At 67.4% G+C, this 14,219-nt stretch carries 12 protein-coding genes; 8 read left to right on the top strand and 4 right to left on the bottom strand.

What is annotated here, in order from left to right:
- The 3 genes from ON43_RS07460 to ON43_RS07450 form a co-directional block, all read right to left on the bottom strand.
- Window positions 1-492 (bottom strand): enoyl-CoA hydratase/isomerase family protein (locus tag ON43_RS07460; protein WP_040805138.1); only part of this gene is annotated, 492 nt, incomplete at its 3' end.
- Window positions 489-1,628 (bottom strand): acyl-CoA dehydrogenase family protein, encoded by a 1,140-nt coding sequence (locus tag ON43_RS07455; RefSeq protein WP_040805137.1) that lies wholly within the window; start codon window positions 1,626-1,628, stop codon window positions 489-491. The genes ON43_RS07460 and ON43_RS07455, both read right to left, overlap by 4 nt.
- Before the next feature lie 5 nt (window positions 1,629-1,633).
- Window positions 1,634-3,133: a CoA-acylating methylmalonate-semialdehyde dehydrogenase gene (locus ON43_RS07450; RefSeq protein ID WP_040805136.1), complete on the bottom strand. Its 1,500-nt coding sequence runs from the start codon at window positions 3,131-3,133 to the stop codon at window positions 1,634-1,636.
- Window positions 3,134-3,265: 132 nt separating this feature from the next.
- On the opposite strand from ON43_RS07450, the gene icmF reads away from it, so the two are divergent.
- The 4 genes from icmF (at window position 3,266) to ON43_RS07430 (ending at window position 9,400) form a co-directional block, all read left to right on the top strand.
- Window positions 3,266-6,541 carry a fused isobutyryl-CoA mutase/GTPase IcmF gene (icmF, locus tag ON43_RS07445; protein ID WP_040805135.1) on the top strand — a complete coding sequence of 1,092 codons (3,276 nt, stop codon included), beginning with the start codon at window positions 3,266-3,268 and terminating at the stop codon, window positions 6,539-6,541.
- A gap of 110 nt (window positions 6,542-6,651) precedes the next feature.
- Entirely contained in the window at window positions 6,652-7,047 is a 396-nt protein-coding gene (locus ON43_RS07440) for a hypothetical protein (RefSeq protein ID WP_157513943.1), read from the top strand.
- Window positions 7,048-7,249: 202 nt separating this feature from the next.
- Window positions 7,250-8,311 carry an amidohydrolase family protein gene (locus ON43_RS07435; RefSeq protein WP_245568499.1) on the top strand — a complete coding sequence of 354 codons (1,062 nt, stop codon included), beginning with the start codon at window positions 7,250-7,252 and terminating at the stop codon, window positions 8,309-8,311.
- Between the two features lie 102 nt (window positions 8,312-8,413).
- The gene (locus ON43_RS07430; protein ID WP_040805129.1) at window positions 8,414-9,400 is read left to right on the top strand and encodes a methyltransferase; all 987 of its coding nucleotides are present in this window, start codon (window positions 8,414-8,416) and stop codon (window positions 9,398-9,400) included.
- A 31-nt stretch (window positions 9,401-9,431) separates the two neighbouring features.
- On the opposite strand, the gene ON43_RS07425 is transcribed toward ON43_RS07430, so the two are convergent.
- A complete protein-coding gene (locus ON43_RS07425) occupies window positions 9,432-10,121 on the bottom strand; it encodes a TetR/AcrR family transcriptional regulator (protein WP_083913218.1) in 690 nt (229 codons plus the stop codon).
- Window positions 10,122-10,225: 104 nt separating this feature from the next.
- On the opposite strand from ON43_RS07425, the gene ON43_RS07420 reads away from it, so the two are divergent.
- The 4 genes from ON43_RS07420 to ON43_RS07405 are packed head-to-tail and all read left to right on the top strand — an operon-like array spanning window position 10,226 to window position 14,150.
- On the top strand, window positions 10,226-11,062 hold the full coding sequence (locus tag ON43_RS07420) for an SDR family NAD(P)-dependent oxidoreductase (RefSeq protein WP_040805128.1): 837 nt from the start codon (window positions 10,226-10,228) through the stop codon (window positions 11,060-11,062).
- Between the two features lie 21 nt (window positions 11,063-11,083).
- Window positions 11,084-12,007 carry a reductase gene (locus ON43_RS07415; protein WP_040805127.1) on the top strand — a complete coding sequence of 308 codons (924 nt, stop codon included), beginning with the start codon at window positions 11,084-11,086 and terminating at the stop codon, window positions 12,005-12,007.
- On the top strand, window positions 12,004-12,618 hold the full coding sequence (locus ON43_RS07410) for an NAD(P)/FAD-dependent oxidoreductase (RefSeq protein ID WP_051178097.1): 615 nt from the start codon (window positions 12,004-12,006) through the stop codon (window positions 12,616-12,618). Before ON43_RS07415 ends, ON43_RS07410 begins: the two co-directional genes overlap by 4 nt.
- On the top strand, window positions 12,615-14,150 hold the full coding sequence (locus tag ON43_RS07405) for a flavin-containing monooxygenase (protein WP_051178095.1): 1,536 nt from the start codon (window positions 12,615-12,617) through the stop codon (window positions 14,148-14,150). The genes ON43_RS07410 and ON43_RS07405 overlap by 4 nt, the downstream gene beginning before the upstream one ends.
- Window positions 14,151-14,219: the final 69 nt, after the last annotated feature.

The following is a 14,219-nucleotide window of genomic DNA, read 5'->3' as shown; positions in this document are numbered from 1 at the left end:
GGTGCCGCCCACGTCCGGGATGAAGCCGATGCCGACCTCGGGCATGCCGATCTTGGAACGCTCGGTCACGATGCGGTGCGAGGCGTGCCCGGACAGGCCGACACCGCCGCCCATGACGATGCCGTCCATGACCGCGACGTAGGGCTTGGGGTAGCGCTTGATGTAGGCGTTGAGGATGTACTCGTCGCGCCAGAACTTGCCGGTGTCCGAGTCGGCGGCGACCCGCGCCGAATCACCCTGGGCGACAAGGTTCTTCGCATCGTTGTGGATGGCGACGATATCGCCGCCCGCGCACAGTCCGCGCTCGCCGGCACCGGTGAGCACCACCGTGCGCACCTCGTCGTCCTCGGCCCAGGTGCGCAGCGCGTCCAGGATGACCAGCGCCATGGCGTGGGTGAGCGCGTTGATGGCCCGCGGCCGGTTCAGCGTGATCAGGCCGAGGCCGTCCCGCTTCTCGATCAGAACGTCGGGTTCCGTCACCTGCTCGCTCATGCTGCTCCTACCACCGAGCGGGCGACGACCACCCGCATGATCTCGTTCGTACCCTCGAGAATCTGATGCACCCGCAGGTCGCGGACGATCTTCTCGATGCCGTATTCGGCCAGGTAACCGTAGCCACCGTGCAATTGCAGGGCCTTGTTGGCCACCTCGAACCCGGCGTCGGTGGCGAACCGCTTGGCCATGGCGCACAGCTCGACCTTGTCGGGGGCGTCGGCGTCCAGGGCGGCCGCGGCGCGCCACAGCAGGGTGCGAGCCGCTTCCAGCGAGGTGCGCATATCGGCCAGCTCGAACTGCAGGGCCGTGTTGTCCAGCAGCCGCGAACCGAAGGCCTTTCGCTGCGCCATGTAGGCCACGGTCTGGTCGAGCGCGGCCTGCGCCCCGCCCATCGAGCAGGCGGCGATATTGAGCCGCCCGCCGTTGAGCCCGTTCATGGCGATGCGGAAGCCATTGCCCTCCGCACCCAGCAGGTTGGCGGCGGGCACCCGGGCATGGTCGAGAATGACCTGGCGGGTGGGCTGGGCGTTCCAGCCCATCTTCCGCTCATTGGCACCGAAGGAAAGCCCCGGCGTATCGGCCGGAACGATGAACGCCGAGATGCCGCGCGCCCCTTCGTCTCCGGTGCGCGCCATGATCACGTACACATCGCTGCTGCCCGCGCCGGAGATGAATTGCTTGACGCCGGTGAGCAGGTAGTCGTCGCCGTCGCGAACAGCCTTGGTACTCAACGCCGCCGCGTCGGAGCCGACTCCCGGCTCGGTCAATGCGTAGGACGCCAACAGATCCATCGACGTCAGCCCCGGCAGCCACCGATTGCGTTGCGCCTCATCGCCGTACGTGTCGATCATCCACGTCGCCATATTGTGGATGGAGATGTAGGCGGCCACGGCCGGGCAGCCGGTTGCCAGCTGCTCGAAGATGCGCACGGCGTCCAGCCGCCGCAGCTCCGAGCCGCCCACGTCCTCGCGTACGTAGATGCCGCCCAGGCCCAGCGAGCCGGCCTTGCGCAGCACATCCACCGGGAAGTGCTTGCGCTCATCCCATTCCAGGGCATTGGGCGCGAGCAGCTCGTCGGCGAAGGAGCGGGCGGTCTCGACGATCGCCTTCTCGTCCTCGTCCAATACGAACATCAGCGTCAGTCCATGGTCGGGATGACGAAGGCGTTGGACTCCTTGAGTCCCGCGGGCCAGCGCTGCGTCACCGTCTTGGTCTTGGTGTAGAAGCGGATCGAATCCGGGCCGTGCTGGTTGAGATCGCCGAAGCCGGAACGCTTCCAGCCGCCGAAGGTGTGGTACGCGATCGGCACCGGGATCGGGACGTTGATGCCGACCATGCCGACCTGCACGCGGGCCGCGAAGTCGCGGGCGGTGTCGCCGTCGCGGGTGAAGATGGCGACGCCATTGCCGTACTCGTGCTCATTGGCCAGGCGCAGGCCCTCTTCGAAGTCCTTGGCGCGCACGATGGACAGCACCGGGCCGAAGATCTCTTCCTTGTAGATCCGCATATCCGCGGTCACGTTGTCGAACAGCGAAGCGCCCGCGAAGAATCCGTCCTCGCCGCCCTCCACGACCAGGCCGCGGCCGTCGATGACCAGCTCCGCGCCCTCGTCGACGCCGATCTGCACGTAGTTGTTCACGCGGTCCACGCCGTCGCGGCCGACCAGCGGGCCGAAGTCCGCGCCCGGGTCGTCGGAAACGCCGACATTGAGCTTGTTGATGCGCTCGACGAGCTTGACGCGCAGGCGATCCGCGGTCTCCTCACCCACCGGCACGGCGACCGAGATGGCCATGCAGCGCTCACCGGCCGAGCCGTAGCCCGCGCCGATCAGCTGGTCGGCCACATCGTCGAGGTCGGCGTCGGGCATGACGATGGCGTGGTTCTTCGCGCCGCCGAAGCACTGCGCGCGCTTGCCGTTCGCGGACGCGGTCTCGTAGATGTACTGCGCGATCGGGGTCGAGCCGACGAAGCCGACGGCCTTGATGCGCTCGTCGTGCAGCAGCGTGTCCACGGCCTCCTTGTCGCCATTGACGACATTGAAGATGCCCGCGGGCAGTCCGGCCTCGAGGAACAGCTCGGCCAGGCGCAGCGGCACCGAGGGGTCGCGCTCGGAGGGCTTGAGCACGAAGGCATTACCGCAGGCCAGCGCCGGACCGGCCTTCCACAGCGGGATCATGGCCGGGAAGTTGAACGGGGTGATGCCCGCGACGACACCGAGCGGCTGGCGCATGGAGTACACGTCGATGCCGGTGCCGGCGCTCTCGGTGTACTCGCCCTTGAGCAGATGTGGGATGCCGCAGGCGAATTCGATGACCTCGAGGCCGCGCTGAATATCGCCCCTGGCGTCGGCGATGGTCTTGCCGTGCTCGCTGGACAGCAGCGCGGCCAGGGAATCCATCTCGTCCTGCACCAGGGTCAGGAACTTCATCAGCACCCGGGCGCGGCGCTGCGGGTTGGTGGCGGCCCACGCGGGCTGCGCGGCGGCGGCGTTCGCGATGACCGCCTCGACCTCACTCTTGCTCGCCAGCGGCACCCGCGCCTGAACCTGCCCGGTGCTCGGATTGAAGACATCACCGAAGTTGCCCGAAGTTCCCGGGACGTGCTTCCCGCCGATGAAATGGGTGAGTTCGCGAACCATGCCAGTCCTGTCTCGATGCTTGCGACGCTTGCGCACGAATTGCGCGGTCTGTGGCGATCCTATAGTTGGACATCCAAGTATTGGCTGTGGGATAATTCACAGCACCTACAGGTTCTCCGTGTGGAGGCACGCATGCCCGAGTTGCATGTCCCGGTCAATCCAGTGCGGTTCGTTACCGCCGCTGCCCTGTTCGATGGCCATGACGCGGCCATCAACATCATGCGAAGAATCCTTCAGGCCCAAGGGGCCGAGGTGATTCATCTAGGGCATAACCGGGCCGTGCGGGAGGTCGTGGACGCGGCGGTGACCGAGGACGTGCAGGGCGTCGCGGTCAGCTCGTATCAGGGCGGGCACATCGAGTACTTCGAGTACTTGGCCAAGGCGTTGAAGGAGGCCGGGGCCGGGCACGTGAAGATCTTCGGCGGGGGCGGCGGGGTGATCATTCCCGAGGAGATCGCACGGCTGGCCGAGGCGGGGGTGACGATCTTCTCGCCCGAGGACGGGCAGCGGCTCGGCTTGCCGGGGATGATCAATCAGCTGATTTCGGCTTGCGACGTGGATCTTTCGCTCGAGCCCGCGAATATCGACGCGGTGCTGAGCGGCGACCGGGCGGCACTGGCGCGAACCCTGACCTGCTTGCAGCAGGGGACGCTGCCCGACGAGGATCGGACGGCGCTGACCGCCGCGGCTGCCGCTCGCCATGTACCCGTGCTGGGTATCACCGGCACCGGTGGCTCCGGAAAGTCTTCTCTCACAGACGAACTCATTCGCCGGCTGCGCACCGACCAGCAGGACAAGCTGCGGGTAGCGGTGCTGGCGGTGGATCCGACGCGGCGGCGTGGCGGCGGTGCGCTGCTGGGCGATCGCATCCGGATGAACGCCCTCGACGGCGAGCGGGTGTACTTCCGGTCGCTGGCCACCCGGGGTGAGCGGGAGCTGCCGCACGATATCGACACCATGGTGATCGCCTGTAAGGCAGCGGGATTCGATCTGGTCATCCTGGAGACGCCCGGTATCGGACAGGGCGATGCGGCCATCGCCGAGCACGTGGACGTGTCGCTGTATGTGATGACGCCGGAGTTCGGCGCCGCCTCCCAGCTCGAGAAGATCGACATGCTCGATTACGCGGATGTGGTGGCCATCAACAAGTTCGAGCGGCGCGGGGCCGAGGACGCGCTGCGGGACGTGTCGCGGCAGCTGGTGCGGAACCGGGAGGACTTCCACGCCCTGCCGGAGGACATGCCGGTATTCGGCACCAGCGCGGCCACTTTCAACGACGACGGGGTGACGGCGCTCTACCAACACCTCGCCGGACTTCTCGGTGAGCAGGGTCTGCCCTTGCAGGAGGGCGTACTCCCCCGCGTCGAGACTCGCGCTTCCACCCGCTTCGCGCAGATCATCCCGCCCGCCCGGGTGCGGTACCTGGCCGAGATCGCAGAGACGGTGCGGGATTACCACTCGGAGACCGCGCGGCAGATCGAAGCGGCGCAGCGGGTGCAGCGGCTGGAGCAGGTACTGGCCGAGCTGGCCTCGCCCTCGTCATCCCGGCGTGCTTTTGGCCGGGATGACGAGGTGGATTCCGGCCAAAAGCACGCCGGAATGACGGAGGTGGCGGCGCTGCTGGAGGAGGCACGGGCCGATCTCTCGCCGGAAAACGCCGCGCTGCTGGCGGAATGGCCTGCGGTCGCGGAGTCGTATCGCGGTGACGAGCAGGTGGTGAAGGTCCGGGACAAGGAATTGCGGACCACGCTGCGCCGGGAGACCTTGTCCGGCAGTTCGATTCCCCGCGTCGCGCTCCCCCGCTTCACCGATCACGGTGAGCTGCTGCGGTTCCTGCGCTCGGAGAATCTGCCGGGCCGGTTCCCGTTCACGGCCGGGGTGTTCCCGTTCAAGCGGGACAATGAGGATCCCGCGCGCATGTTCGCCGGTGAGGGCGATGCCTTCCGCACCAATCGCCGGTTCAAGGTGCTCTCCGAACATGCCGAGGCCAAACGGCTTTCGACGGCCTTCGACTCGGTGACGCTGTACGGGCACGATCCGGCGGAGCGGCCCGACATCTACGGCAAGGTGGGGACCTCGGGTGTTTCCATTGCCTCGCTGGAGGATATGAAGGTCCTCTACGACGGCTTCGACCTGGACGCGCCGACCACCTCGGTGTCGATGACCATCAACGGTCCCGCCCCGACCATCCTGGCCTACTACCTCAATGCCGCCATCGACCAAGCGGTGGAACAGTTCTCGGCCGAACAGGGCCGCGAGCCGACGGCGGAGGAGGCGCGGGAACTGCGCGCCCGCACCCTGGCCACGGTGCGCGGCACCGTGCAGGCCGACATTCTCAAGGAGGATCAGGGCCAGAACACCTGCATCTTCTCCACCGAGTTCAGCCTGCGCATGATGGCCGACATCCAGGAATGGTTCGTGCGCAACAGCGTTCGCAACTTCTACTCGGTATCCATCTCCGGCTATCACATCGCCGAGGCCGGGGCGAACCCGATCAGCCAGCTGGCCTTCACGCTGTCCAATGGATTCACCTATGTCGAGGCGTATCTCGCACGCGGCATGCACATCGACGATTTCGCGCCCAACCTGTCGTTCTTCTTCTCCAATGGCATGGATGCGGAATACTCGGTGATCGGCCGGGTGGCACGGCGCATCTGGGCGATCGCCATGCGTGACAAGTACGGGGCCAACGAGCGCTCCCAGAAGCTCAAGTACCACGTGCAGACCTCCGGGCGGTCGCTGCACGCACAGGAGATGAGCTTCAACGACATTCGCACCACCTTGCAGGCGCTGATCGCGGTGTACGACAACTGCAACAGCCTGCACACCAACGCCTATGACGAGGCCGTCACCACACCCACCGAGGAATCGGTGCGGCGCGCGTTGGCGATCCAGCTCATCATCAACCGCGAGTGGGGGTTGGCGATGAACGAGAATCCCCTGCAGGGCAGCTTCATCATCGACGAACTCACCGATCTGGTGGAGGAGGCGGTGCTGCGCGAATTCGAGCGGATCAGCGAACGCGGCGGCGTGCTCGGCGCGATGGAGACCGGCTATCAGCGCGGGCGGATCCAGGACGAGTCCATGCTGTACGAACGCCGCAAGCACGAGGGCAGCCTGCCGATCATCGGCGTCAACACCTTCCGCAATCCGCACGAGGAGGAGCACCGGGTGCTGGAGCTGGCGCGCGGCACGGAGGCGGAGAAACAGTCTCAGCTGCAACGGGTCAGCGAATTCACCGCGAAGCATCGCGACGAGGCTCCGGCCGCACTGGCCCGGCTGGCGGCGGCCGCGGCGGGCGACGACAACGTCTTCGAGGTGCTGATGGATGCCGCGAGAGTCTGCACGCTGCAACAGATCACGGAGACCTTCTTCACAGTCGGCGGACAGTACCGCCGTAACGTCTGACCCCGGGCGGTACCACCACTGCGCAGGGCGCATGGGAATTTCCGAACGGCAGCAATTTCCGAGCTATACCGGAATGGTTCGGTTCGATTGCAGCTGACAGGAAGTCGATGATGCGTAAAACCAGCGTGAGAACCACCGCCAAGCTGTTGGCCGTCGCCGTGCCGCTCGCGGCCGCCGCCACCCTGTTCTCGGGGCTGGCGTCCGCGGAGGCCCCGGACGCCGCGCCGGTCACGGTCACCGCACCGGTGCAGGCCGTGCCGGTCGCCGACGGCATCGACCTGGATCCGGTGGCCACCAACCCGAATGCCCAGTTCCCCGACCCGGCGCTGAACGGCGCGGCCGCGGGCGCGCTGACCGGTAGCGCGGGCGGCGCGGCGCTCGGCTCGGCCATCGGCTCGATTCCCGGCGCGCTGGGCGGTTCGGCCCTGGGCGCGCTGATCGGCGGCGGTATCGGCGCTCTGGTCGGCATTCTCGACCCGAATGTGATCCCGCAGATCCTGCCCTGATCCCCCGGCGACACTCCGGCCGACCAGGTTTTCGAAGCGACCGTGCCACGCCCACCTCGCCGGGCGTGGCACGGTCGTTTTCCGCTGCCGCCCGTCCGATTCCCGTGCCGCGTGTCCGATTCGCTGGGCCCGCGCCCGATGCGCGTGAAACAATCCGGGGCAGGCTGACCCAGACGGAAGGCACCTCATGGACCTTGCGGGAATGACTGTCGTCGACGCGCATATTCACCAGTGGGATCCGCTGACCACCCCGCGGGAGTTCAGCGGGCTGGCGAAGCTGTTCCGGTACGTGCCCGTCCCCATCGACGTCGCCAAGCGGCTGGCGCCACGGCGCGATCGCGAATTCGTCGGGGATCCAACGCCGTTCGTGCACCCGTATCTGCCGCGCGACTACCGCGCGGATGCCGGAGAGGTGCCGGTCGAGGCGATCGTGCACATCGAGGTGGAGTGGAACGAGAAGGGTCCGCTGGCGGCAGCCAATGAGACCCGGTGGGTTTCGAGCCTGCCGTTCGGCGTGGACACGCCCGCGCTGGGCGCGATCATCGGGGCGGGCGATCCCACCGCGCCCGGATTCGCCGACCTGCTCGACGCGCACAAGGCCGCGTCGCCGCGGTTCCGGGGCATTCGGGCACGGGTCGAACAGCATCCGGACCGCGGCGTGCGCGCGGTGGGCAAGGGGCCCGGCGTGCTGACCTCGTCCGCCTTCCTGAACGGGTTCGGCGCGCTCGCCGATCGGGGGCTGTCGTTCGAGGCGTGGGTGTACTCGGGGCAACTGCCGGAGGTCACGGCGCTGGCCCAGCGGTATCCCGACACCACCATCGTGCTCAACCATCTCGGCACGCCCGCAGGGATTTTCGGGCCGGTGGGCCGCGACACCGGGCAGAATCCGGGCCAGCGGCGCGAACTGTTCGTGCGCTGGCGCGACGATCTCACCGCGCTGGCCGCGCACGCCAATGTGGTGACCAAGGTGAGCGGGCTGATGATGCCCATCCTCGGCCATCCGGTGCCCAAGCGCGGCGAGCCGACACCGGTTCCGGTGCTGCTGGAACGGATTTCGCCGATGCTGGAGCACGCGCTGGACGTGTTCGGGGCCGACCGGCTGATCTGGGGCTCGAATTTCCCGGTGGACAAGCCGATTACGAGCATTCCGAACGCGGCGGAGGCGGTCGCGACGGCGCTGTCGGCGCACGGGGCCGACGACAAGGCCATCGGGCAGGTGTTCCGCAGCAATGCCGAGCGGGTGTACGGGATCGACGCGCTCTGATCTCTGTACGGCGCGCGCCGGGTCCCGGCTGCCGGGACCCGCGTAGGCCGGACCCGCCGATTTGCCGTTGCCGGAGGGTCGCTGTGGCTATCGTGATGCGCCATGGAGCGGATCCTGCGGATCGGAATGGGTTTCTGGGAGTCCCGGACCCTGCTCAGCGCCGTCGAACTGGGAGTGTTCACGGTGCTCGGGCATCGGCAACTGACCGCCGAGCAATTGCAGCGCGAACTCGGGCTGCATCCGCGCGCGGCCCGCGACTTCTTCGACGCGCTGGTGGCCATGGACATGCTGCGGCGCACCGACGATCGCTACGGCAATACCGCCGACACCGCGACCTACCTGGACAGCACCGGAAGCGAATACATCGGCGGCTTCCTGGAGATGGCGGCCGCCCGGCTCTACCCGTTCTGGGCCGGTCTCACCGAGGGCCTGCGCACCGGGCAGCCGCAGAACGAGGCCAAGGGCGGCGGCGATTTCTTCACCACGCTCTACCGGGATCCGCAGCGGCTCTATGACTTTCAGCGCGCCATGACCGGCCTGTCGCTGCCCAGCGCGCACGCCATCGCCGAGGTCTTCCCCTGGCACCGCTGGAAGACCGTCGCCGATATCGGCACCGCCCAGGGCGCGCTGCTGCGCACCGTCCTGGAAACCAACCCGCACCTGCACGGCATCGGCTACGACCTGCCCGCGGTCGCGCCCATCTTCACCGAATACAGTGCGCCGGTGGAGGATCGATGCACCTTCGAGCCCGGCGACTTCTTCGTCGACGACCTCCCCGAGGCCGACGTCCTGGTGCTCGGCCACATCCTCCACGACTGGGACCTCCCCACCAAGCTCATGCTCCTGGACAAGGCCTACCGCGCCCTCCCCGAGGGCGGCGCCATCCTGGTCTACGAATCCCTCATCGACGACGACCGCCGCACCAACCTCCAGGGCCTCCTCATGAGCCTCAACATGCTCATCGAAACCCCCGGCGGCTTCGACTACACCGCCGCCGACCTCCGAACCTGGCTCACCGACACCGGCTTCCACAACCCCCAAACCGAGCACTTGGCGGGACCGGAGTCCATGGTCTGGGCGGTCAAGTAGACCTCCGCCCTCGTCATCCCGACGGAGATTTTCAATCCGGCAGGGACAGGTACTGCGCGCCGAGGAGGTCGGCGGTGCGACTGACGTGGTCGATGATGCGCGGGGCGTCGGCCTCGATGGTGCCGGTGCGCCAGGCGGTCAAGAGTTCGATGAAGCCGCCGATGCCCATCAAAACGCCCATGCGCAGATCGGATTCGTCCACACCCGGACGCAGGTAGGGGCGGGCGGTCGCGATCAGCAAATCGGTCGACTCTTGGAGTAGCGCGGTGCGGCGTTGCTCCAGGACCCGGCTACCCGCGTGATCGCCGAACAGGATGCGGGCGGGGCCGTCGGATTGAAGCGCCACCGCGCGGGCGATTGCCAGGTGCAGGATGCCCAGGGCCGGGTGTTGGAGGTTCTCGGCGACCACGGCCGAAAGATCGGCCAGGACTTGGAAACCCACGTCGTCCCACACCGCGCCGAGCAGGTCGTCGCGATCGGCGAAGTGCTCGTAGAAGTAGCGGTCGTTCAGGCCCGCGCGGGTGCAGACGCCGCGCATGGTCACCGCCGCCCAGCCATTTTCGAGCCAGATATCCAGCGCCGCGCCGATCAGGCGCTCGCGGCGTTCGGCGCGGCGTTGCTCCTGGGTGCGGCCGCCCCACGTGCCCCGGCGGGCCGGTGCGGGCGAGACGGGCTCCGCATTGACAGGAACGGTCACGGCGGCTTTTGCGCGCGCGTTCATAGTTGACAAAGTAGCGCACCCGGAGCCTAATTGGTGGCAGGTGCGGCCAATGGTGGCAGACGCCACCAATTGACTGCCCGGATGGCACGGCCACGGGAGTTCCCATGCGACTCAATCCCTTCGGCGGGTCTCGCCGTACCCGGCAGGCGGATGCGGTGGTGACCGGCGCGGGCAGCGGCATCGGCCGGGCCTTCGCCATCGAACTGGCCAAGCGGGGTGGACGGGTCGTCTGTTCCGACATCAGCGCCGAGCGGGCCCGCGAAACCGTCGAATTGGTCGGCGCCGCAGGCGGAAAGGCCTTCGACACCGTCTGCGACGTGAGCAGCCTCGCCGAGGTCACCGCGCTGGCGCACACCGCCGAGGAGTGGTTCGGCAAGGCCCCGGACGTGGTCGTCAACAATGCGGGCATCGGGCGCGGCGGCACGCTCATCGGCGACACCCCGCCCGCCGAATGGCATGAGGTACTGGATGTGAACCTGTGGGGTGTCATTCACGGCTGCCATGTCTTCACGCCCCGACTGCGCGAGGCCGGGCACGGGTCGATCGTGAATGTCGCCTCCGCGGCCGCCTTCGGCTCCGCGCCGCGCATGGCCGCCTACAACGTGAGCAAGGCGGGAGTGCTGGCGTTGTCGGAGACCCTCGCCGCCGAGCTGTCCGGCACCGGCATCACCGTCACCGTGCTGTGCCCCACCGGGGTGAAAACCAATATCCTCGAAGGCGTTTCGATCGGCGACGACAGCCTCCAGCGCTGGGGCGACCGCCTGATCCGCTGGACCGGCCGCCCGCCGGCCGCCATCGCCCGCACCACCCTCGACGCCGTGGACCGCGGCCAGCTCTACGTGGTCCCGCAGCTCGAGGCCAAGGCCATCTGGCAGTCCAAGCGACTGCTGCCCGAGCCCTACACCCGCGCCGCCGGACTGCTGGAGCGGCTGGTGCGGTAGCCACACCCGAGGAGTTGAACAATGGCGTTCGCGTATTCCGACATGCTCACCGTCATCCAGGATCGGCAGTGGGCGCTGGCCGATATCGACTGGGACGCACCGGGAGCCGAGCTCATCACCGAGGAGCAGCGGCCCGCGCTGGCGAAATTCATGGCCGATCTGGTGTGGATCGAACATGTGGGGGCGCGCGGATTCGCGGCGCTCACCCTGCGGGCTCCGGACGGGCCGCTCAAGGAGATCTACCGCTACTTCCACGCCGAGGAACAGAAGCACGCCAATGCCGAACTGGCGTTGATGCGGCGCTGGGGCATGCTCGACGGGGACGCTATGCCGCTGCCCAACAAGAACATTCGGCTCGTCATCCAGTGGCTGGACCGCTATGGAGATGGTCTGACGCTGCCGGTGCTGGGCACGGTGATTCCGTCACTGGAGTGCGCGCTGGACGGGGCGCTGGTGAAATTTCTGCTCGACGAGGTCCGAGATCCGCTGTGCCACGAGGTATTCCGGCACATCAACAGCGACGAGTCCCGGCATCTCGCGGTCGGATTCCAGGTCCTCGAACAACTGGGCGCGGGACCGATGCGGCGGCTCGCCATCGAGTCGGCGGGGTACGCATTGCGGCCAAGCATCCTGATGGGAGCGCTGCTCTACACCCCGCTGCTGTCCCGCATGTCCACCAACATCATGGCGATGGGGCTGGACGAGGAGAAGCTCTGGAATGCCGTGCGCCGCTATGAGAAAGCCGGTGAACGCAGTCCCGACATCAAGCGGGTGCCGCTCTACCATGTGGTCCGGTTGCACGGCATGGCGACGATCAACCGCTGGCAGCCGATCCAGGGCGTCAACGACGCGCTCAACAAGGCCATCGACCACTTCCCGGTGAAGGTCTTCCGCCGCACCCCGTCCTGGTCCAAGGCCCTGACCTACGAACCGGTGGCGAAATGACCTCCCCGATCCGGCGCGGCGACTCCCGCAGAGTCCGCGAAACCTTCTCCGGCCCGGTCATTCACTGCACGCACTGGCGTGACCAGCAGGAACTCGACCGCCTCCATGTGGCGGTGATCGGCGGAGGGTCCGCACTGGCCCGGGTGGTGCCGCCGGTCGTCGAGCAGGCGCGCCGGGTGACGGTGTTCCAGCACGATCCGATCTGGATCCTGCCGACGCCACCCGTGCCGGGGGCCGGGTTACTGCTGCGGCAGTTCCCGGCCGACGCCCTGGGTTCGCTACCGAGCTCGACTTCGTCGGCCCAGCCCGGGATCCCGGCCGATGACGACACGAACCACGGTGTCCTGCACCGACTCGCGGACCGGGTACTGCGGCTGGCGGCGGCCGCGAATCTCCGGGCGCAGATCGGTGATTCGTGGCAGCGGCGGCAGCTCACACCCGATCGGGCCGCCGCCATTCGGGTCCACGGCCGCTACTACCGGGCGCTGCGACGCCCGAACTGCCGGGTCGTCTCATGGCCCATCGCTCGTCTCGCGCCGCTCGGGATTCGCACCGTGGACGGGGTCGAGCATCGGGTGGACTGCATCATCTACGCGGAGGAATCGCTGTGACCGGCACTGTGGTGGACCATGAGATCGTCATTGTGGGCGCGGGCTTCTCGGGAATCGGGACCGCGATCGCGTTGCGCAAGGCGGGATTCGACGATTTCATCATGATCGACGAGGCCGACGGGGTGGGCGGGACCTGGCATTGGAACACCTATCCCGGTATCGCGGTGGATATTCCGTCGTTCAGCTACCAGTACTCGTTCGAGAAGCAGCGGTCCTGGTCACGGGTGTACGCGCCCGGGCGGGAGCTGAAGGCGTATGCCGAGCACTGCGTGAAGAAGTACGGGCTGCGGCCGCGCATCCGGTTCGGAACGAATGTCGATCGCGCCGATTTCGACGACGCCTTGCACCTGTGGCGACTGCACACCTCCGACGGCGACGAGCTCACCTGCCGGTACCTGATCGGCGCGACCGGTGTGCTGACCCGGCCCAAGCGGCCGGATATCCCTGGTGCGGAACGGTTCCGGGGCCTCACCATGCACACCGCCCGCTGGGATCACGACGTCGATCTGCGCGGCAAGCGGGTCGGCATCATCGGCACCGGGGCGTCGGCCATCCAGATCATTCCGGAGATCGCGCCGAAGGTGTCGGAACTCGTTGTCTTCCAGCGCACTCCGATCTGGTGCCTACCCCGGCCGGACGCGCCCATGCCGCCGGCCGCACGGGCGCTCATGCGCCTGCCGGGCGGGCAGTTCCTCACCCGCTGGCTGAGCCAGGCATTCGTGGAGCTCACCTTCCCGCTCTCGGCGCACTATTACAAGGTGCTGCCGATCGTGAAACTCGGTGAGCGGCAAGGTCTGGCGCACCTGCGCGACCAGGTGAAGGATCCCGAGATCCGCGAGAAGCTCACCCCGAAATACGCGCTCGGCTGCAAGCGGCCGTCGTTCTCCAACGACTACCTGAAGACCTTCAACCGCGAGAACGTCACCCTGGAAACCGATCCCATCACCGAGATCACCGCCAGCGGCCTGCGCACCACCGGCCGCCACCACCAGGTCGACGTCCTGATCATGGCCACCGGCTTCAAAGTCATGGAATCCGGCAATATGCCCACCTTCGACCTGCACGGCAGCGGCGGCATCCGCCTCGAGGACTGGTGGGACACCCACCGCCTACAGGCCTACGAGGGCGTCAGCATCCCCGGCTTCCCCAACTTCTTCACCATCATCGGCCCCTACGGCTACAACGGCGCGTCCTACTTCACCCTCATCGAAATGCAGACCACCCACATCCTGCGCCTACTCCGCCACGCCCGCCGCCAATCCGCCACCCACATCGAGGTCACCCCCGAGGCCAACGACCGCTACTTCCAGGAAATGCTCTCCCGCCGCGGCACCCAGGTCTTCTGGCAAGACAGCTGCGCCCTGGCCAACAGCTACTACTTCGACAAGAACGGCGACGTCCCCCTCCGCGCCATGAGCACCCCCGAAGCCGCTTGGCGCGCAGCCCATTTCGACCTCCGCGACTACACCTTCGGCTCCACGGAGAAGCGCCCATCCACGGATCACTCCGCGACCCGCACCGCCTCGGCCTGAGCCATCCCGTCATTCCGGCGCGCTTTTGGCCGGAATCCAACGCGATCAGTGACAGCACGGCCCGGGTGG

Origin of the sequence: Nocardia concava NBRC 100430 (assembly GCF_000308815.1) — a bacterium.
GTDB lineage: Bacteria > Actinomycetota > Actinomycetes > Mycobacteriales > Mycobacteriaceae > Nocardia > Nocardia concava.
The sequence above is the reverse complement of the archived record's forward strand: the minus strand, read 5'-3'. Positions and strand labels throughout refer to the sequence as shown.

Coding starts and splice junctions, on each gene's coding strand:
- ON43_RS07410 (WP_051178097.1), top strand. CDS start 12,004: ATGACCTCCCCGATCCGGCGCGGCGACTCCCGCAGAGTCCGCGAAACC.
- ON43_RS07420 (WP_040805128.1), top strand. CDS start 10,226: ATGCGACTCAATCCCTTCGGCGGGTCTCGCCGTACCCGGCAGGCGGAT.
- ON43_RS07430 (WP_040805129.1), top strand. CDS start 8,414: ATGGAGCGGATCCTGCGGATCGGAATGGGTTTCTGGGAGTCCCGGACC.
- ON43_RS07450 (WP_040805136.1), bottom strand. CDS start 3,133: ATGGTTCGCGAACTCACCCATTTCATCGGCGGGAAGCACGTCCCGGGA.
- ON43_RS07440 (WP_157513943.1), top strand. CDS start 6,652: ATGCGTAAAACCAGCGTGAGAACCACCGCCAAGCTGTTGGCCGTCGCC.
- ON43_RS07435 (WP_245568499.1), top strand. CDS start 7,250: ATGACTGTCGTCGACGCGCATATTCACCAGTGGGATCCGCTGACCACC.
- icmF (WP_040805135.1), top strand. CDS start 3,266: ATGCCCGAGTTGCATGTCCCGGTCAATCCAGTGCGGTTCGTTACCGCC.
- ON43_RS07425 (WP_083913218.1), bottom strand. CDS start 10,121: ATGAACGCGCGCGCAAAAGCCGCCGTGACCGTTCCTGTCAATGCGGAG.
- ON43_RS07455 (WP_040805137.1), bottom strand. CDS start 1,628: ATGTTCGTATTGGACGAGGACGAGAAGGCGATCGTCGAGACCGCCCGC.
- ON43_RS07415 (WP_040805127.1), top strand. CDS start 11,084: ATGGCGTTCGCGTATTCCGACATGCTCACCGTCATCCAGGATCGGCAG.